The following is a 19,750-nucleotide window of genomic DNA, read 5'->3' as shown; positions in this document are numbered from 1 at the left end:
TTCTTGCACATAATTCGGAGGTCACAGCTTCTGCTGTATTTGGCCCCCTAACAGTTGAGTCAGCAGTAGGCCGCCTGGCTTAACAAAGGAGTGCGCCGACGGGGAGCGTTGTCGAACATAATTAGGAGGCGTTTAGTTTCGCGCCAAATGCTGTCGGAATGTTGTCGCAACAATCGGAGCCAGCCGTCCTTCTAGCGTGTCACCGAAGTTTGTGACGTTGAGTTTGCCCGTGCGAAGGAGAAGTCGCGCAAGCATGGCGACGCGGAGGGGGGGTCAGTATTTCCGTGTTCGAGGCAGATTGAGTAGTTACACGGAAGGTCGAACGAATCGATCTGCGTAAAGGATAGCGAATTGGTTCATGGCCGTCTTCCAGTCATGTGCGGCACTGCCCCAATGGGTTGTGATCTTGCGCAGTGCCAGCCAGATGAGTTTCGTTGCTGCCTCGTCGGTCGGGAAGTGCCCGCGTGTCTTGATGATCTTGCGCAACTACGAGTTGATATTTTCAATCGCATTTGTCGTGTAGATGATCTTGCGCACGCCCGCGGGAAAGGCAAAGAACGGGATCACGCGATCCCAGGCGTTGCGCCACGCGAGACTGACAGTGGGGAATTTCTGTCCCCATGGACCATCCGCAAAGGCATCAAGTTCAGCCTGCGCCGCTTCCGCACTGGGGGCCGCGTAGATCGGTTTGATCGCCGCAGCCAATCCACGACGGTCTTTCCAACTGGCGTAATCGAGGCTGTTGCGGATCAGGTGAACGATGCAGGTTTGCAGCGTCGTCGCCGGAAACACGGCTGCCAGCGCCTCGGGCATGCCTTTCAGACCGTCGGTCACGGCGATCAGGATGTCGTGAACGCCGCGCGTCTTCAGATCGTTGAAGACCTTCATCCAGAATTTGGCGCCCTCAGTACTCTCGATCCATATACCCAGGATATCGCGCGTGCCGTCAGGCAGCACGCCCGTGCCAGATATACCGCCTTGTTGCGCACCACGGCATCCTCGCGAATCTTGACTCGCAGTGCGTCGAAGAACACGACCGGATACATCGGCTCGAGTGGCCGCGCTTGCCAGGCGGTCACCTCGGCCATGACCTCATCGGTCACGGAGCTGATGAAGTCCGGCGAAACCTTGGTGCCGTATTGCTCCAGCAGAAAGCCCTGAATCTCGCGTACGGTCATACCCCGTGCATACATGGCGACGATCTTGTCGTCGAAGCCAGTAAAGCGGCGTTCGTGCTTGGGAATCAGGATGGGTTCGAAGCTGCCATCCCGATCACGCGGCACCTCAATACGGATCGGGCCATCTTCAGTAAGGACCGTCTTGGCACCCCGGCCGTTTCGCTGATTCGTGACGTTGGTTGGCTTGGCCGCACCGGACAGGTAGCCGAGATGGTGATTCATCTCGCCGCCCAGAGCACGCTCGATCAGAGCCTTCTTGAGCGCCATCGTTGCTGAATTGATGGCTTCAGCCGTCATTGAACCGCTGCCAAACTGCTCAAGCAGCTCGGCCGGAATCGTCGGCAGATCCGCCGGCTGGATTTTCGGTTTGCGAGGCATAGATTCTCCTTGTGAGCATGTTATGCCTCAAACACGAAATTGCTGACACCCCCACGCGGAGGTGTTCACAACGGAGCGATCCGCAGCACACGAGATCTCACGTGCGCTTATAAATTGCAGATGACTCGAAACGACTACCATCGATTTGATTTCCACCAAATCCTGACCGCATTGCGCCCCGTCCGCTAGATATCAATGTCGCACTGATTCACGGCTTTACTGTTCAGCGCCATCGGCGCGGCCCGATGCACCATGCGGACCGCATCGGCCTCGACACAGTACTCGCCCACATAAGCAAGTTCACCAAGGAAGATCCTCTCTTCTAGCGCGCTTCGCCGCTGATTGTCGGTCTCGTCAGCCAGGGCGAGGACTGTTCGAGCTTGCATCCATGAGGCCGATGGGGGTCGCAAGCTACAAGTCAGCACACGTGGTCGGCGTGTTTCCGCCGTAGGTACACGTTTTCCGACCAAGTTGGTCACCCGCATGCACTCTCAGCGAGGTTCCCACTCATCCGGAGCATCGGCGCGACCATCCTGGAGCACTTTCTGATGTTTGGCGCTTGGCGCGACGCGGCATCGAAGGAGTGCGCATGCATATCGAACATCATGAGGGTGGTGCGAGCATGTTCGGGCGTCAGGCCGAACAACGTTCCGAGCGCGCCCTAATGCTGGCGATGATTCAGCAGGACATACCGGGAAGCACATGTCCACGCGCACCTATCGACACGATGTTCAAGCGGTTGCGCGCATTTCCGACGCGGTTGGCAGCGTCTGCGGCGATGGTTCGATTGCCGAGCGCCGGCGCAGCGAGCGTTCCGTTCGCCACGCGATTGTTCGCCCCAGCGATGTCGATCTGGTGATTGTCTTGCCATTTCTCGACTGTGCGACCGAAGTTGATCGAGCCAACCGCGAGAGCGATGCGGAGAGCTACGTCAGCGGATCCGGCAACCCGGCGCGCCGCGCTTACGCGCATGAACGTACACCAGACGGTCTTGACCTCTTTAAGAGTGTTAAGCAAAAACCTATTGCCGCCGCAGGTTTCGAATAACAAAGCGTATCCCCCCGAGCCTACACTCGTCTCCAACAAATCGCTAACCGCTTCCGGCCTTTGAGTCCCGCCACACAAGGACGCGGCGCCGTGCGGCCTGCGCGAACCATCTACAACCGAGATAGGAGACTCCAATGAAGAACCTGATGCTCGTCGGAACTGCGGCTTCGCGCGCCGACGCAGTCGGCACGATGTTCGCACTGCGCCCCGGCGGTGAATGGGAAGCCGTGGACGGTATTCCGCTTGACGCCTCCGTGCAGGCGATCACGCCGCATCCGGAACAGGATGACCTGCTGTTCGCGGCCACGCGCAAGGGCGTGTATCGATCGGTCGATGGGGGCCAGTCATGGCAGCGTCTGCAGGTCACCGATGACAACGTGCAGTTCTGGTGCGTCGTCATCAGCCCGCACGATTCGCGCACGGTGTTCGCGGGGACGTCGCCGGTCGGCTTTCATCGCAGCGACGACGGCGGCGATACATGGCGCCGCTGCGAGGCCGATTACCCCGAGCGCTTCAAGATCTCCTTCGGTGCCTCGCGCGTGATGCGCATTGCTTTTCATCCGGTGAACCCGGCCGTGATGTACGCGGTCAGCGAGATCAATGGTTTTCTGTTGAGCGAGGACGGCGGTGAAACCTGGCGCGGCGAAAACGACGGACTCGTCGCGCTCTCGCAGCAGCCGCACCTGAAGAGCAAGCTCGAAACCGACGACGACGCCGAAGGCATGTTCGACGCCCATTCGGTCGTCACCACGCCCGCCGATCCCGACGCACTCTTCTACATCTGCCGCCTTGGCATCTTCGAAAGCCGCGACCGGGGCAAGACTTTCCGCGACATCGAAGTGGGCAAGTCCGCGCCGTTCGCTTACACGCGGGACTGCCGCTTCGTCGCGGGGCATCCGGAGAAAATGCTGGCGTGCTTCAGCATCTCGTCGCGAAGCAACGCAGGCGCGCTCTACGGCAGCGACGATCTCGGCAGGACGTGGTATCGCGCGGACGGTGCGGTGGCGCCGCAAAGCACGATGCTCGGCTTCGGCGTGCATGCGCACGACCCGGACGGCATCGTCACCGTGACGCGCGGCGGACAGGTGTTCTATACGCTGGACGGCGGTGCGAACTGGACCGAAAAGCGTCTTCCTCAACAGGCCGGCGACGCGTTCTGCGGCGCGATCCTCTGAATCCGAACGAAGCAAAACAGGTCCGACATGGCAGAACGACTCAACGGCGTCATACGCGCGCTCGAAACGGGACGGCGCATTGCTTTCACATCATTCATCCAGGCGGAAGTCGAGAACGCCGTCAGCTTCGCGCAGTCGGCCAACGACGGCGTGGTCTTCGAAATGGAGCACACGCCCTGGGACATCCGCGCACTGCGCGAAGCGATGCAGTTCCTGTTGCTGCGCCAGAAGATCGCGCAGGCGGGGTCGGTCGCGTGCCAGATGACGCCGCTCGTGCGCATCCCGCCGAGCGGCAGCGAGATGAATCAATGGTTTGCTAAGCAGGCGCTGGATCTCGGCGCATATGGCATCGTGTGGCCGCGCATCAGCACGCCGGAGGAGGCGTACAACGCCGTCTCCGCGTGCCGCTATCCGCGTCTCAGGAGCGCGCCGCTTTACGAGCCCGCCGGCTTGCGCGGCGATGCGCCGATGCCCGCGGCGCGTTACTGGGGCGTCTCGCAGCAGGAATACTACAAGCGCGCCGATGTCTGGCCCCTCGCGCCCGATGGTGAGGTGCTCGTGGCGCTGATGATCGAGGACACGACCGCCATCGAAAACCTCGAGGAGATCGTCAGGCGCGTGCCGGGGATCGGCGTGCTGCTGGTCGGCGAAGGCGATCTCACGCAGGAACTCGGCTGTCCGCGTCAGTACGACAACCCCGAACTGCTGCGCATGATGCGCCACGTCCGGGAAGTTGCCCAAGCCCATGACATTCCGGTTGGTCATCCGCATGTGACCGGACAGAACGTGGAGCGCGTGATCGAGGAGGGCTACCGCTTCCTCATGACGTTCCCCAAACGCGATTTCTCGGCGCTCGACCAGGGCCGCGCGCTCGCTGGCCGTTGAACCACGCGTCGGAGAACCAGGAAGCAACGGAGAAGACATGACCGAGAAATTATCCATCGTGCTCGGGCGGCACGGGCAGGTTGCCGACTTGCGCGCCGGGACGGTGAAGGTGGAGGGCCACGCGCTCGACTTCATCGAGATCGTGCGCATGCCGGATGCATATCGCGCGATGGCTCGCAGCCAGCCCTACGACATCTGCGAGATGGCGCCCACTTCGTATCTGATGGCGCGTGCCGCAGGCGCGCCAATCACCGCGTTGCCGCTGCCGATGACGCGACGCTTCCGGCACGCGGGCCTGCAACGGCCGGTGTTGTCGGCACTGCGTTCGCCGCGCGATCTGGCGGGACGGCGCGTCGGCGTGCGTGCCTATTCCGTGACCGCCGCCGTATGGACGCGCGGCATTCTCGCCGACGAATACGGACTGGATCCGGACAGCATCGCCTGGTTCACCGAGGAAGACGAGAACGTCGAGGGTTTCGTGCCACCGGGCAACGTGCAGCGCGTGGCGTCCGGCTCGACGCTCGCCGGCATGTTGCGCGCGGGCGAAATCGACGCGGCGTTCGCGGGCCTCGCGGGCGCGGGCAACGAGGCGGGCGAACTCGTCGATATCGTGCCGGATGCAAAAGCACGCGAGCGCGACTGGTTCCTGAAGACCGGCATCTATCCGCTGCATGGCGTGATCGTGGTGCGCAACGATGTGCTCGAGCGACATCCGCTGCTCGCGTCTGCGCTCTTCGACGCCTTCAGCGCGGCGAAGGAAAACTACCTGGCGCGCGTGCGTTCCGGCGCGGCGGCGGACGCCGAAGACAAGCGCTATCTGGCGCTGGCCGAACTCGTCGGGGATCCGCTGCCGTACGGGCTCGAAGAGAACGCGCGCTCGTTCGAAGCGCTGGTGCGCTATGCGCACCGGCAGAAGCTGATTCCCGCATTGCTGCGGCTCGACACCGTGGTCCATGACCCGCGTGTGCGAAATGCCGTTGAAAGGAGCCGCGCATGAACGCGACCGAAACGATTCACCTGAGCACCATGCTCGGCACTTACCCGAAGACAAGGGCGCTGAAGGAAGGGCAGATCCGCTCGCCCCTCGTCACGCTGGACATCGCACCCGTCGATACGGCGCAGAAAGCCTTCAAGGACGTGGTGCGTAGACTTCGCTACGACGTTGCGGAACTCGCGATCGTCACGTTCCTGCAGGCATACGAGGCAGGCAAGCCGTACCGGCTGCTGCCGTTCGTGATGAACGGGATGTTCCACCACAAGAGCATTCTGTGCCGCGCCGAAGACGATCTCCAGCCCGGCGCGCTGGCGGGCAAGACCATTGCGATGCGCTCCTATGCGCAGACCACGCCGACATGGGTGCGCGGCATTCTTGGCGACGAATACGGTCTCGATCTGCAAGGCGTGCGTTGGCTGAGCCAGGAAGGGGCGCACGTGGCCGAGTACACGGATCCGCCCTGGGTCACGCAACAGCCGGACGCGTGCGGGCTCGAGGACATGCTGCTGGCGGGCGAAGTGGACGCGATCATCGCAGGCGGCGCGCTGTCGGGCGATGCACGTATCCGCACGCTGATCGCCGCGCCACGCGAAGCCGCGCTGCGCTGGCACGAGCGCACTGGCGTGGTGCCGATCAATCATGTCGTCACGGTGAAGGAAGATCTGCTGAAGGGCAACGACGCACTCGTGCGGGAGGTCTTCCGTATGCTATGCGAGAGCCGCGCGTCCGCGGACGCGGGCAATGAACAGACGACGGGCATCGACTTGCAGCCCATCGGTTTCGACAAGCTGCGCACGTCGCTCGACACCGCGATCCGCTACGCCTGGGAGCAAAAGCTCATCACAAGGCGTTACACGGTGGACGAACTGTACGGAAAGGTCGGGGACATTCTCGGCTAGCGCACGAACAGAAGAAAGGAGACAGCAGTGGCCTCACCCATCAACGGCATGTCGTTCGTCAGACTCAGCGCGCCCGATCTCGGCCGCATGCAGGCCTTCCTCGAAGACTTCGGGATGAGCGTGGCGCACCGGGACGCACGGCGTCTCTTCATGCGCGGCGTCGGCGAAACGCCCTTCCTGCATGTGACGGAACTCGGCGATCCCGGCGTCATCAGCTTCGGCTACGAGCTGCGCGATCCCGCGCTGCTCGACGAGCTGGCGCGGCACCCCGATGCCAGCGCCGTGGAGGCCCTCGACGCTCCCGGTGGCGGCCAGCGCGTGCGTGTGCGTGATCCCAACGGCTTCTGGCTGGAACTCGTCGCGGGACAGGCGCGCGCCGCCGCGCTGCCGCCTCGCGTGGTCGTGCGCGGACCGGATGGCGAAAGCCGTGCGCTCGGGCCCGCGCGCGTCGTGCGGATCGCTCATACCGCCTACACCACGCCAAACCTGGCGAGCACCATTGGCTGGTATCAGCGCGCGCTCGGTCTGCTGCCGACCGACGAGCTGTTCGTCGGCTCGCCCGACAACGTGATCGGCCAGTTCGACCGCGTCGATCATGGCGATGCGCCGGTGGATCACCACGTCATCTTCCTGATGCGCGGCCAGCGCGCCGGCATGCATCACGTGTCGTATCAGGTGGAAGGCGTGGACGACATCTTCTTCGGCTACGACCACATGACGCGCGGCACGCATGACCATGTGCGCGGCATTGGACGCCATGCGCTCGGCAGCCAGATCTTCAACTACTGGATGAGTCCGTTCGAGCAGATGCACGAGCACTGGATCTCGCACGAGAAGATGAACGCGCACAGCAAGTTCAACCGCATCCAGATTGGCGAAGGCATGAGCTACGACACAGGCGAACGTCCGCCCGAGCGCTTCGTGAAGCAGACGACGCCCGTCGTGCCCTGGAACGCCTGAGCGTCCTTTCCACCTTCAACGATACGACCACACGCAATGATCATCGATTGCCACGGACACTTCACGACCGTACCGAAGACGCTGCACGAATGGCGGCGTCAGCAGCTGGAAGTCCCCGGGGGCCGTTTCGGCATGCCGCTCGCTATCTCCGACGACGAATTGCGCGAGGCGCTCGAAGGCCAGCAGCTCAAAGCGCAGCGCGAGCGCGGCCTGGACCTGACGCTGTTCTCGCCGATCGCGGGACAAATGGGCCATCACCTCGGGACGCTCGAGCACAGCATCGAGTGGTCGACGCTCGCCAATGACCTGATTCACCGCGTGACCAGACTTTATCCGCGCAACTTTGCGGGCGTGTGTCAGTTGCCGCAGTCGCCGGGCGCGGACCTGACGGCGTCGGTGCGGGAACTCGAGCGCTGCGTCTCCGAGCTGGGCTTCGTGGGCTGCAACCTGAACCCTGATCCATCGGGGGGCTACTGGACCGGCAAGCCGCTCACGGACCGGCTCTACTATCCGCTCTACGAGAAGATGGTCGAGCTCGACGTGCCCGCGATGATCCACGTCAGCAGTTCCTGCAACCCGTGCTTCCATCATGTGGGCGCACATTATCTCAACGGCGACACCACCGCCTTCATGCAGTTCCTGCTTGCGCCGCAGCTGTTCAAGGACTTCCCCACGCTTCGCTTCGTGATCCCGCACGGGGGCGGCGCGGTGCCGTATCACTGGGGACGTTATCGGGGGCTGGCGCAAGACATGGGTTTCGCGACGCTCGACGAGGGCCTCATGAAGCACATCTTCTTCGATACCTGCGTGTATCACCAGGCGGGCGTGAATCTGCTTGCGGAGGTCGTGCCGCACCGGAACATCCTGTTCGGCTCGGAGATGATCGGCGCGGTGAAGGGCATCGATCCGACCACCGGACACTACTACGACGACACGCGCCGCTATGTCGCCGCGACGCCCAATCTCTGCGACTGCGACCGGCAACACGTCTTCCACGACAACGCACTCGCCGTCTATCCGCGACTCCGCGCGAAGCTCGCTTGAGTACCGAAGGAACTCACATGGACCTGGAAATACAAGGCAGGAAGGCGCTGGTATGCGCATCGTCGCGCGGGCTCGGACTCGCCTGCGCCACGGCGCTGGCTCGCGAGGGCTGCGAAGTGTGGATCAACGGGCGTCACGCGGATGCACTGGACGCCGCCGCACAGCAGATCGAGGCGGCGACCGGCATGCGGCCGCATGTCGTCGTGGCCGACATCGCTACGGAAGCCGGGCGCGCCGCGCTGCACGAAGCGTGTCCGGCGCCGGATATCCTCATCAACAACAACGCGGGACCGGAGCCGGGCAAAATCGCCGACTGGTCGCGCGAGGACTGGCTCGCAGGCGTGGAAGGCAACATGCTCGCGCCGATCTTTCTCATCAAGCATTACGTGCCCGGCATGCGCGAGCGGCGCTTCGGACGCATCGTCAACATCACCTCGGCGATGGTCAAGTCGCCCAGCGCGACCATGGGTCTGTCGGCGGCCGTGCGCGCGGGGCTGACGGCGCTCAGCAAGTCCGTGCAGCGCGACTCCGTGGTGGACAACGTGACCATCAACAACATGCTGCCCGAACGTTTCGATACCGACCGCCAGCGCTACATGGCCGAGCGCATGTCAAAGAAAGAGGGCATCAGCGTCGAAGACGCGAAGAAGCGCATTGCGGCGACCATCGCGGCGCGTCGTCTGGGCGATCCGCGCGAATTCGGCGATGCCTGCGCCTTCCTGTGCGGCGCACAGGCGGGCTTCATCTCCGGACAGAATCTGCAACTCGACGGCGGCTCGTACGCCGGCCTCGTATAACAAGGAACTCACCGTGAAATATGCAAGCTTTTCCATCGATGGACGCGCCAGCTATGGCATCGTCACGGACAGCGGCGTGATTGATCTCGGCAAGCGCATCGGCGACCGTCATCCAACACTGAAGGCTTACATTGCGGCGGGCATGCCGCCCGTCGACGAGATCGATCTGCGTCCGGACCATGCGCTGGCGGACGTGCAACTGCTCGCGCCGATCACCGATCCGGTCCACATCTGGTGTCTGGCGCTGAACTACCCGGAACACCACAACGAAGTGCAGGCGGCCGGGCGTGTGCAGGAACTGCCGAAATCGCCCGCGCTGTTCTCGCGCGCCGTCGATTCGCTGGTTGCGCATGGCGAAGCGCTGCGTCATCCGCGCGTGAGCGAGCAGTTCGACTTCGAAGGCGAACTGGTCGTGGTGATTGGCAAGGAGGGCTTCCAGATCAGCCAGGACAACGCCTTCGATCACGTTGCGGGATACACCTTGATGAATGAAGGCAGCGTGCGTGACTGGCAGTTCCACACACGGCAGATCACGCCGGGGAAGAACTTCTACCGGAGCGGCGCCATCGGTCCGTGGATGGTGACGAAGGACGAGATCGCCGACGTCGATGCGCTGACCATCCGCACGACGCTGAACGGCGAGGTCATGCAGAATGAGTCGGTGAGCGCGATGGTGCACAAGATTCCGCGCTTCATCGAATACGTGTCGAGCATCGCACCGCTCTATCCCGGCGACATTCTCGCGACCGGCACGCCCAGCGGCGTGGGTTTCTCGCGCAAGCCGCCGGTCTTCATGCGGGAAAACGATGTATGCGAGATCACGATCGAGGGTGTCGGCACGCTGCGCAACGTGGTCGGGGCGGCGTGATTCGCGGATCATCACACGGGAACGGGCGGCAATGGGGAAGATCGAGCGGGCAGCGGCTGCGGAAGAACCAGACGGCGTGATCGTGGCGGAGGTTGCGGCCGATACGCCGGAATTGCCGAGTCTCTGGCAACTCCGGGTCTTCGAGGCTGTGGCGCGTCATGAGAACGTGACACAGGCCTCGCAGGAGCTGCTGCGTTCGCAGCCCGCCACCACGTCGTCCATTGCCGCGTTCGAATCCTTGCTCGACGTCACGTTGTTCGAGCGGTCTACTACCGGCACGTGGCTCACGCCGGTTGGCGTCACCGCGCTCGTGCGCGCCAGGCGTATCCTGCAGGCCGCGGAAGAAGCGGTGACGCTGCTCGACAGCACGCGCAAGGTATCGGCGCTCGCGCTGGCGAGCGGCATCACGCGCACGCAGATGCGCTGCCTGATCGCCATCGAGGAACGCGGCTCCTTTCGCGCCGCGGCCCGCATGCTGGGCATCACGGAGGCTTCGTTGCAGCGCGCGGCGCGCACGCTCGAACAGAATCTTGGCGCGCAACTGTACCGGCATACGGCCTCCGGCGTGACGACGACCGATACCGGCCGTGCCTTCGCGCACCGGCTGCGGCTCGCGTCGGAGCAGATCGCTGCGCTGGTGCAGGCGGTGCGCGCGTACGACTTCCCGAAGGAGCGGTCCGTGACGGTCGGCGTGCTGCTGCTCGATCCGGCCATCCTGATCGTCAACGCGATCCGCGCGCTGTCGGCGCAGTTTCCCGATACGCGCGTCACGGTCCTGTCAGGCACCTACGAGGCGCTGCTCAACAAGCTCTCGCGTGGCGAGATCGACTTCATGATCGGCTTGCTGAAGCAGCCGGGCAAGGCGTTCGATTTCGTCGAGGAGGCGTTGTATCGCGAGCGTTATTTCGTGGTGGCGAGCCGCGACCATCCGCTCACGCGGGAAACGACGTTGTCGGTCGAGGCGCTCGGACGCTACCAATGGGTGTTGCCGCCGAAAGGCTCGCCGCGCCGCGAGGCCTACGAGAACCTCTTCGCGGTGGGCACGCCGCCGCCAGCGAGCATCGAGACGTATTCGCTCTCCACCATTCGCATCACGCTCACCGACGCGGACATGCTCACGGTGCTGAGCTGGACCGAAATCCTCAGCGAACGGCGCTTCGGCTTCCTGGCGCCGCTGCCGGTGGACGTCCCCTGGAACGGGCCGATGTTCGGTATCACGACGCGGCGCGATTGGATCCCCAACGAAGTTCAGGACGCGTTCCTGCGCAATCTGAAGAAAAACGCGGCGGCCATCGCGGGCGAATCGGGCGGCGACTGAACCGCGTTCGCACGAGCCCTCTGGCAGGACGCTCGCCAGATGTTTAGCCATCCGGATAAAAAAGAAGGAGACAAGCATGCATGCAGTATCATCCGGGCGCAGCCCGTTCCAGGAGCAACACATCTTATCCGGCAACCAGCGCATGTTGCTGGCGCTGGTGGGCATCGGCAGCATGCTCGAGTTCTGGGATGCGTTTCTCATCGGCTTCATCATGGCGTTCCTCATCAAGCCATGGGGCCTCACCTACGGCATCATGGGCGCGGTGCTGCTCGCCTCCGGCGTCGGCGCGATCGTCGGCGGAGTGGTGTGGGGCGTCGCGGCCGATCGCTTCGGACGCAAGCCCGTGTTCGTCGTGTCGCTGCTGCTGCTCGCGGCGGCGAGCGTCGGGCTCGCGTTCACGCCGGAGCGCGGCTGGCTGTACATGGCCGCGATGCGAACGGTGATCGGCTTCTGTTCGGCGGGCTATTTCATCCAGATCGCGCTCGTGCAGGAATTCACGCCGCCCCGCCGACGCGGCATGCTGACGGGCATCGTCTCGGCGATCACCACGGGCGGGCTGCTGCTCGGCGCATTCAGCGGCGCTTTCCTGATTCCGGCGATCGGCTGGCGCTGGACCTTCGTCCTCGGCGCGGCGCCGGCGCTGATTGCACTGCTGGGCGCCTTCTATATCCCCGAGTCGCCGCGCTGGCTCGCGTTGCAGGGACGTCACGACGATGCGCGCAAGGCCGTTGCATGGGCGCTCGGACAGGCGGCGCCTTCGGGCGATCTCGTGGCGTCCGCACCGCAGCCCGCGTCCGTAACAAGCTGGTTCGAGATCTTCCGCTGCCCGCGCCCGCTGCTGACCGCGACGCTCGTGAATGTCGGGCTGATCTCGGGCTACTACGGCATCGTGCTGTGGGCGCCCACATTGATGGCGCAGATCCAGTCGCTCGCGCCGGTGCTCGCGTCGAAGGTAATGATCGGCTTCAGTGTCCTCGGTATCGCGGCGCGGCTCGCGGCCGCCAGTCTGGCCGACCGCATCGGGCGCCGCAAGACGGGCGGCTGGTTCGCGCTGGCCGCTGCCGCGGCCTTGCTGGCCGCCGGCTACATCGGTCACGGCGACTGGCTTTCGCGCGCGTATTTCTGGCTGCCGCTGCTGCTGGCATTCATCTTTGCCGATGGCAGTCTCTCCGTCTGCGCGGCCTATTCCACCGAAATCTGGCCGTCACGCTTGCGTGGTTCGGGCGCGGGCTTCGCAGGACTGGCAGGCTCGGTCGGCAAGATTCTCGGCCCATTGGGCCTCGCGTTGACGGCGGGATCGGGCAACGTGGTGATGCCTTCAGCGACGGTCTCGGTGATCGTGCCGGCTTTCCAGTTCCTCGCTTTCTGTCTGTGCGTGTGCGGCGTGACTTATCTCACGATCGGCATCGAGGCGCGCGGTCGCGCGCTCGAGTCGCTCGACGACGGCGTCGCGCCACGCGAGCCGCGGCTCGAGGAATCGCGGCAGCAGGGATGAACAGCAAAAACGGATGACCACGGCGCCTTTCCGATTGGGCCTGCAAGCCGCCCCGACCCTAGACTGAATCCGAAACGTGCCCGAAGCCTTATGGCAAGCAAGGCATCCACGAAGGCACGTTCACGAAACCCGGAGACAAACAGATGAAGCGTGTGCGAATCGGCATAATCGTGCCGTCCTTGAATACCATTGCCGAGGATGACTTCCGCGCCTATTGTCCGCCCGATGTCGCCTATCACGTGCATCGCATCCGGCTGCGCAAGGAAGCGGGCCGCGTGACGATGGACAGTCTGACGCGCGCCTGGCTCGAAGCCATCGACGAAGCGGGTTTTCTGAAGGATCTCTCGCCGGACGCGATCGCGTTCAACTGCACCGGCGCGAGCGTCGCACACGGCAAGGGTTGCGATACGGCGCTGGCCGTGCGCATGAGCGAACAACTGGGCGTGCCTTCCGTCAACACGATGACCGCCATCAAGCAGGCGCTCGGCTTTCTGCGGGCGAGCAGCATCCTGCATGTCTGTCCGTTCAGCGACGAGTTCTCGCGCGTCGAACGGGAATCGCTGCAGGAGGCGGGCTTGCAGGTGCAGCGCACGGTGTCGCTGGGCTTCACCGATGCGAAGGTCGCCGCGCAAATGGAGCCGCGCGAGATTACGGAAACGGTGCTGAAACAAGTCGATGACGCCACGGGCGCCGTGTTGCTCTCCTGCGCCAACGTACGCGCCTTCGAAGCCGCGCACGAGCTGGAAACCACGCTCGGCATGCCGGTCGTCACCAGCAACCAGGCGATGCTGTGGTCGGTGCTCCAGGCGGCAGGCTGGCGCGGCAGCATCGCGGGCGCGGGCCGCCTGCTGGCGGGCAACTGAAGGGCGCATCTCAACCCACCATCGAAATCATGCAGATCGTCGACGCACAAGTACACGCCTGGTCGAGCGGAGAATCGACCGGACATCATCGGCGCACGCCGATCACGAAGGACGTGCTCGTCCCCGAAATGACGCAGGCGGGCGTGGACCGCGTGCTGCTGGTCCCGCCGCTCTGGGACCTGCGCGGCAACGCGTATTCGCTCGAACTGGCGCGCCAGGATCCGCAACGCTTCGCGGTCATGGGCCTGCTGGACGTGCCGCCGGAACAGGCCGAGCCGCGCCTGCGCGCCTGGCGCGGCGAGCCCGGCATGCTCGGCATCCGCTTCCTGTTCAATACGAAGGAGCGCGTCGCGCCGCTGCTCGATGGCCGCTATGACGCGCTCTGGCCGGTCGCGGCCGAAGCCGGGCTTACCGTCGCGCTGCTGATTCCCGGGGCGCTGGCACAGGCGGGAGAGATTGCCCGCCGGCATCCCACACTGCGTCTGATTGTCGATCATCTCGGCGTGCCGCGCGGCGCGACCGGGCCGGGCGCGTTCGAGCATCTGCCGCAACTGCTGGCGCTCGCCCGCCATCCGAATGTGTATGTAAAGGCGGTGGGGGTTGGCGACTACGCGCTCGATCCGTGGCCGTTCCACTCGCTCGACGAAACCCTGCGCCGGGTCTTCGACGCCTTCGGGCCCGGACGGCTCATCTGGGGGAGCGACCTGTCGCGGCTGCATCATCCGTACCGGCAATGTGTCGCGCATTTCACGGAAGGGCTGTCGTGGCTGTCAGACGCGGATCGGGAAGGCGTGATGGGCGGCAACCTGATGCGGCTGCTTGGGTGGCAGCGAGAATAGCCGTGCGGTCCGCGCTCTGATACAAACCCAATGTTCGTTCGAGCCGGCAACAGACCGGCCGATACTCAGGAGACAACGATGCTCACCGCCGGAAGCTGGCCCTGCATCTTATTGCTGTACGTCTATGGCACCGTCGCGACTTCGCTGGTCACGCAGGCGGTGCCGGTGATCGGCGACATTGCCGCCTACTTTCATCTGTCCCACGCGGCGTCGGGCTGGGTGATCTCGATTCCGTCGCTGATTACCGCACTCGGCGCACTGTTCGCTGGATGGCTGGTGGACCGCATCGGCGACAAGCGCGTGATCGTCGGCGGAGCGGTGTTCGCGCTCGTTGGCAACCTCGGCGTGGTATTCGCACACGATCTGGGCGCACTCTTCATCGGCCGATTGCTGGAAGGCGTCGGCTATCTGTCGTTGACCGTGGGCGCCGTGACGCTCATCATGCGCACCACGAGCGGCGCGCGGCGCAGCATCGCGCTGGGCCTGTGGACTTCGCATACGGCTGTCGGCATCGGCCTGACGCTGAGTCTGGTCGCACCGCTCGCGCAACGCGGCGAAACCTGGCGCTGGGCGTTCGGCGGGCACGCCATCCTGATGGCCGCGCTCGTCGCGCTCGCCGTCCTGCTGCCGCGCAAGCATGCCGGGGCGCAGAACCGGCGCATCGGCGACATCCTGCTGGTCCTGAAGAGCCGCGCGCCGTACCGGGTCGCGCTGGCCTCGGGGGCGTCGGCCTTCATCCAGACCGGCATCATGGCGGCGCTGACCGTGTATCTCGCGCGGCGCTTCCAGATTTCGATTCCGCATGCGGCGGGCATTGGCACGATCGCGGAGGTCTTCGTCGCCGCCGGATGCCTTTCGGTCGGCCACTTGCTCAAGGCCGGCGTGCAGACCCGCACGCTTGCGCTGACGGGCGGCGCGGTGATGCTCGCGGGCGGCATCGTGTTGTATCTCCCGGCCACCGCGCTGCTCGGCGCGGCGGTTTCGGTCTGCGCGTTCTCGCTGGGCGTCGGCGTGGTCAACGGCACGATCTGGACGCTCGTGCCCGGCGCGGCGCCTTCGCCGGCGACGCTCGGCGCAACCAGCGGCCTGGTTGCGCAGGCCACCTATCTCGGCGTCCTGCTCGGACCTCCCGCCATCTTCGGCACCTTCTACGAAGGCGGCTGGAAGGTGCGCATCGCGCTGCTGCTGATTGCCACGGTTCTGCAGATCGCGCCCATCCTGGTGCGCACGGGCGGCCGGCAGAACGACGACGTCCACGCGGTGGACGGCCCGGCGCTCGGGCCCAACTGACGCATCCGTTTCATTCCTCGACTACGCGTGCGACTGTCCCGGCAAACCGCCGGAGGGCAGCGCACGCCTCATAAAACCAGCAAGACAAAGAAGACAAGGAGACGCAAGGTGAAGGGGACCGTCAAACCGTTGGCCCGCTGCGCACGCAGCGTAATGATTCTCGCGGCGATCAGCGCCGTATCGGGCGGCGTCGCGCACGCGCAGAGCAGCGTGACGCTGTACGGCGTGCTGTCGACCACGCTCGAATTCGTCAGCAACTCGCGCGGCAATCATCTGTATGCGCTCTCGAACGGCGGCATGATGCCGCCGCGCTGGGGCGTGCGCGGCGTCGAGGATCTCGGCGGTGGCAATCAGGCCATCTTCCAACTCGAGAACGGCTTCAACATCGACAACGGCGCGATGCTCGGCGGCATGTTCGGACGCCAGGCCTACGTGGGACTGAGCAACACGCATTACGGCACGCTCACGCTGGGGCGGCAATACGAGGAAATGACCAACACGATGTGGTTCGCCACCTCGGCCAACGTGTTCGCGGGATACGGCGCGCACATCGGCGACAACGACAACATGTTCTTCACGAACCGGTTCAACAACGCGGTGCGCTATGCGTCGCCGACCATCGCGGGCTTCAGCGCCGCAGGTAGTTTCGCCTTCTCCAACTCGACGCAGTTCTCCAACAACGACGGCTACAGCGGCAGCGTATCGTATGCACGTGGTCCGTTGAAGGTGGCGGCTGCCCTGACGCAGTTCAATCGACGCGGCGCCGCCGTGCCTTCGAACCTGACGAGCGGCGCGGTGGACAGCAGCGGCTGGGGCTTCAGCTCGCCGTTCGTGGTGAGCCCGGGCGGCGCGGCGACGGATCAGCAGCGCATCGCCGGCGTGGGCGGCACCTGCGACTTTGGCTGGTTCAACGTGCTCGGCAACTACACCAACGTGCTGTTCAATTACGCCGACTCCACCGGACTGCGTCTCCAGAATGCGGAAGGCGCGATCTACAAGTTCTTGCGTCCCGACTGGGAAGTGGGCTTGGCGTACGTGTATACGCATGGCGATTATTCGATCGGACGCTCGACGCATTACAACCAGATCGACATTGCCTCGCACTACTTCCTCTCGAAGCGCACGGATCTGTTCCTGATCGGCATCTATCAGCGCGCGAGCGGTCCGAATGCGTTCGCGCAGATCTATACGACCAGCCCGTCATCCGGCAAGAATCAGACGCTGCTCGAAGCGGGCATCATGCACAAGTTCTGAGTGAGAGCGGGCGCGTTTCAGCGAAACGCGGTGTCGGCGTGGTGGCCCGCTTCTTCAGCAGAGACGGGCGAGCCGCCGATCGCGGTGGCATCGACGCCCTTTGCATTCGACGCTGCCAGTTGCACGCGATGCTGCGCGCGCTGCAGATTGACGGGATAGGTGGGATCGTCGGCTGCGGGACCGTACCCGGCGCTTTCGAGCTGGCTGAGTTCGGAAAGGAGCGAGGTGTCGGCTGCGTGAGCGCTGAGCGGTGCAGCCGTCAAGGCAACGAGAAGCGACAGGAGATTGAGTCTGGACATGACGTGAACCCTTTTGAATGCGTGTGATTGAGGGTTGTCATTCTAGGGTTTTCCCGGAGCGGGGCTAGACGATTAAGCTTTTATGCATTACGGGCTACAAAAAATCTATAGCGCTAACCGCTTAAGGCTTCGCTCAATTTCGGTGTGAAGGTCGGGATTTTGGGGCGGGATATTGTGCTGCGCAGGTCATTATCCTTCTGCGGAGATGATCCATCGTGTGAGGCCTTTCAGTTGCGCCGCACGGCCCCTAGTCGGTGCAGCAGCGCCGAAGTGCAGGCTATCTGCGATGTCAGACGCGCGGCTCGGGACCATCGCGAGGCCACAGGCTCAGGCCTGCTTTTTGGGTCCTCCCTGCGAATACCGCCCGGGAAGCGTCAGGCATGAGAGGCCGCCAGTCATAGTCAAATTGGGTGCTAAGGGGTATCTCGATCTATCGTAAGAAGACGCAACTAATGGTCGTTATGTGAACCACCATTCTCTTTTGCGCCAGACCTAATTGCTCGCAGTGACGGGGTTTGAATTGTGTGCTCGCGACCTACACGACATATGCAGCAATAGCTCGACAAGCAAATTCACGAGAAGCTTGTCCTTACTCTGTCCCTAGGCATCTCGTCTGAAGTGGACCCATGTGGTCGCGCCCAACTCCGGCGATAGGCAAGATGCGAAGCGACTTCCCACAAAACCACCTGACCGCTTCAGCAACGGGGCAAGGCATTTGGGTCACGACCGCTTGCGCGTCGCCCGAACAACAGCGCTTAGGGCAGGGCGTTAAGAGGCATTGTTACGCGTGTCTGTGCCGGGCCTTGCCACCTAAGTTGCCGCTCGTTGCGGATTGATCAGGAAGCGTTGGTAGCTCAGGCGGCTTTCCGGCAGGCGTGAACATCGCGGAGATGCCGAAAACACTGGAGGCGAACGATGCATGCCCTCGTACGTGAACGACAAGGGCGGTTTGCTGCGCATCACGACGGACCCGGGCAGAAGGCGCGCGGACTGCTTGCGGTTGCTATCGAATGCACTTTTTGCGGTCCGCGAAACGTGAAAATCATGGTCGGGGCATTGCACGTTTTGACATTGACCCCGTCGCCGCCAGACCGAGCGTCTAATCATAAAAAAAGAGAACAGACAACGGAGAATGCTGCGGCGTTTCAAGCGTGTCATGTTGGGACGTGCGCCGCTCTACCACGTCGCTGCGAATGGCCAATCGGGGGTGACGAGCGGACGGGATACCCTGCACGACGAAATGCGGCGCACGCTTGGTCTCTCTTGACTGTACCGTGCCGGGCCAGTAGCACGGAACCCATGCTCCTCTCGGGCGAACACGGCGCCACGGTCAAAGTGTTGCTCGCCTGTGCGAATTCGTCTGGCAATCTGACGAAGCCCCACAGTTTCACATGGTGCCGTGTGCGAGGCATTGGACTGAGTTCGAACGCGCCAACGCCGCCAACGACTGCCTTGGTGAGTCCCTTAGCGGCGGGATGATCGCGCTGCCATCCTAGATGATTCAGAGTCTTGCGGAAGCCACGCCAAGCTCAGATCGCAGGAAGCGGTGCACTGTTGAGCGCCTTTTGAACTAAAAATCCAGTCCGTGGAGGCTGTGGAGATCCTCGGCCAGCGCGTTCGCAACGGCGAATTGTCAGCTTGCAAAATACCCGCGTTGACTAGCCTCGTAGGGCGCAACAATAGCAGAAACGCGATGGCGGTCTTGCTCTGTCATTGATTCTTTGCTGCTCAAGGTGACGTGCTTGTTGTGTAACAACGCGTCTCAATGCACGTCTGCCGATCGCGTCGGCATTATTTGCATCAGCGGCAATTGTCGCTTCCAAGCCGATGTATGCCGACAAAGCAGTGGTCTTCAGCTAGCAATCTTCGCTCAATCACCGTGGTCCGGTAGCGCACGCGTCACAGTTTCTCACCTCTGGCTGCTTAGCTCGAGGAATACATAAACGTCGCTAATGTTTTCTGCCGAATTGTTGAGTTGTTGACGCCGCAGGCGCTCCCGTATATTCGACCCTGTCAGGCCGGCCGCGAAGTGTTCGAACCGGCTTCGACTACCGGCGGCCGTTCCGCAGGCAGTCGACACGATCGATAAGGAACAGGAGACGAAGCATGGTGATGAAGTGCCGCATAGCAATTGTTGGCGGCGGTCTGGCTGGCACGGCCACGGCCA

18 protein-coding genes and 1 pseudogene are annotated in these 19,750 nt (G+C 63.5%); 16 read left to right on the top strand and 3 right to left on the bottom strand.

Features of this window, described 5'->3' with window-relative positions:
* Positions 1-306: 306 nt before the first annotated feature.
* Together QCE64_RS36555 and QCE64_RS36550 are read right to left on the bottom strand one after the other, a co-directional pair.
* Positions 307-1,556 (bottom strand): annotated as a pseudogene (locus QCE64_RS36555) (IS256 family transposase).
* Positions 1,557-1,741: 185 nt separating this feature from the next.
* The gene (locus QCE64_RS36550) at positions 1,742-1,942 is read right to left on the bottom strand and encodes a hypothetical protein (protein WP_310009260.1); all 201 of its coding nucleotides are present in this window, start codon (positions 1,940-1,942) and stop codon (positions 1,742-1,744) included.
* Positions 1,943-2,258: 316 nt separating this feature from the next.
* On the opposite strand from QCE64_RS36550, the gene QCE64_RS36545 reads away from it, so the two are divergent.
* The 15 genes from QCE64_RS36545 (at position 2,259) to QCE64_RS36475 (ending at position 17,284) form a co-directional block, all read left to right on the top strand.
* Positions 2,259-2,603 (top strand): hypothetical protein, encoded by a 345-nt coding sequence (locus QCE64_RS36545; RefSeq protein ID WP_310009258.1) that lies wholly within the window; start codon positions 2,259-2,261, stop codon positions 2,601-2,603.
* Positions 2,604-2,737: 134 nt separating this feature from the next.
* Positions 2,738-3,778 (top strand): VPS10 domain-containing protein, encoded by a 1,041-nt coding sequence (locus QCE64_RS36540; RefSeq protein ID WP_310009257.1) that lies wholly within the window; start codon positions 2,738-2,740, stop codon positions 3,776-3,778.
* Positions 3,779-3,805: 27 nt separating this feature from the next.
* Positions 3,806-4,663 carry an aldolase/citrate lyase family protein gene (locus tag QCE64_RS36535; RefSeq protein ID WP_310009255.1) on the top strand — a complete coding sequence of 286 codons (858 nt, stop codon included), beginning with the start codon at positions 3,806-3,808 and terminating at the stop codon, positions 4,661-4,663.
* A 37-nt stretch (positions 4,664-4,700) separates the two neighbouring features.
* A complete protein-coding gene (locus QCE64_RS36530) occupies positions 4,701-5,660 on the top strand; it encodes an ABC transporter substrate-binding protein (protein WP_310009253.1) in 960 nt (319 codons plus the stop codon).
* Positions 5,657-6,556, top strand: a complete 900-nt coding sequence (locus tag QCE64_RS36525; protein ID WP_310009251.1) for a phosphate ABC transporter substrate-binding protein — start codon at positions 5,657-5,659, stop codon at positions 6,554-6,556. The genes QCE64_RS36530 and QCE64_RS36525 overlap by 4 nt, the downstream gene beginning before the upstream one ends.
* 27 nt (positions 6,557-6,583) lie before the next feature.
* Complete coding sequence (locus tag QCE64_RS36520; protein WP_310009249.1) at positions 6,584-7,516, top strand: VOC family protein; 933 nt, start codon at positions 6,584-6,586, stop codon at positions 7,514-7,516.
* A 36-nt stretch (positions 7,517-7,552) separates the two neighbouring features.
* Positions 7,553-8,560, top strand: coding sequence for an amidohydrolase family protein (locus QCE64_RS36515; RefSeq protein ID WP_310009247.1), 1,008 nt, complete (start codon positions 7,553-7,555; stop codon positions 8,558-8,560).
* A gap of 17 nt (positions 8,561-8,577) precedes the next feature.
* Positions 8,578-9,357 carry an SDR family oxidoreductase gene (locus tag QCE64_RS36510; RefSeq protein ID WP_310009245.1) on the top strand — a complete coding sequence of 260 codons (780 nt, stop codon included), beginning with the start codon at positions 8,578-8,580 and terminating at the stop codon, positions 9,355-9,357.
* Positions 9,358-9,370: 13 nt separating this feature from the next.
* Complete coding sequence (locus QCE64_RS36505; protein WP_310009244.1) at positions 9,371-10,225, top strand: fumarylacetoacetate hydrolase family protein; 855 nt, start codon at positions 9,371-9,373, stop codon at positions 10,223-10,225.
* Between the two features lie 31 nt (positions 10,226-10,256).
* A complete protein-coding gene (locus tag QCE64_RS36500) occupies positions 10,257-11,543 on the top strand; it encodes a LysR family transcriptional regulator (protein ID WP_310009242.1) in 1,287 nt (428 codons plus the stop codon).
* 76 nt (positions 11,544-11,619) lie between these two features.
* Complete coding sequence (locus QCE64_RS36495; protein ID WP_310009239.1) at positions 11,620-13,038, top strand: MFS transporter; 1,419 nt, start codon at positions 11,620-11,622, stop codon at positions 13,036-13,038.
* A gap of 143 nt (positions 13,039-13,181) precedes the next feature.
* Complete coding sequence (locus QCE64_RS36490) at positions 13,182-13,901, top strand: hypothetical protein (RefSeq protein WP_310009237.1); 720 nt, start codon at positions 13,182-13,184, stop codon at positions 13,899-13,901.
* Between the two features lie 29 nt (positions 13,902-13,930).
* Positions 13,931-14,740 carry an amidohydrolase family protein gene (locus QCE64_RS36485; RefSeq protein ID WP_310009235.1) on the top strand — a complete coding sequence of 270 codons (810 nt, stop codon included), beginning with the start codon at positions 13,931-13,933 and terminating at the stop codon, positions 14,738-14,740.
* A 78-nt stretch (positions 14,741-14,818) separates the two neighbouring features.
* The gene (locus QCE64_RS36480; RefSeq protein ID WP_310009233.1) at positions 14,819-16,030 is read left to right on the top strand and encodes an MFS transporter; all 1,212 of its coding nucleotides are present in this window, start codon (positions 14,819-14,821) and stop codon (positions 16,028-16,030) included.
* Positions 16,031-16,138: 108 nt separating this feature from the next.
* Positions 16,139-17,284, top strand: coding sequence for a porin (locus QCE64_RS36475; RefSeq protein ID WP_310009231.1), 1,146 nt, complete (start codon positions 16,139-16,141; stop codon positions 17,282-17,284).
* Positions 17,285-17,301: 17 nt separating this feature from the next.
* On the opposite strand, the gene QCE64_RS36470 is transcribed toward QCE64_RS36475, so the two are convergent.
* Complete coding sequence (locus QCE64_RS36470) at positions 17,302-17,583, bottom strand: hypothetical protein (RefSeq protein ID WP_310009229.1); 282 nt, start codon at positions 17,581-17,583, stop codon at positions 17,302-17,304.
* Positions 17,584-18,715: 1,132 nt separating this feature from the next.
* On the opposite strand from QCE64_RS36470, the gene QCE64_RS38040 reads away from it, so the two are divergent.
* Positions 18,716-18,850: an alpha-hydroxy-acid oxidizing protein gene (locus QCE64_RS38040; RefSeq protein ID WP_404987972.1), complete on the top strand. Its 135-nt coding sequence runs from the start codon at positions 18,716-18,718 to the stop codon at positions 18,848-18,850.
* Positions 18,851-19,750 lie beyond the last annotated feature (900 nt).

Source organism: Caballeronia sp. LZ043, assembly GCF_031451075.1.
GTDB lineage: Bacteria > Pseudomonadota > Gammaproteobacteria > Burkholderiales > Burkholderiaceae > Caballeronia.
The sequence above is the reverse complement of the archived record's forward strand: the minus strand, read 5'-3'. Positions and strand labels throughout refer to the sequence as shown.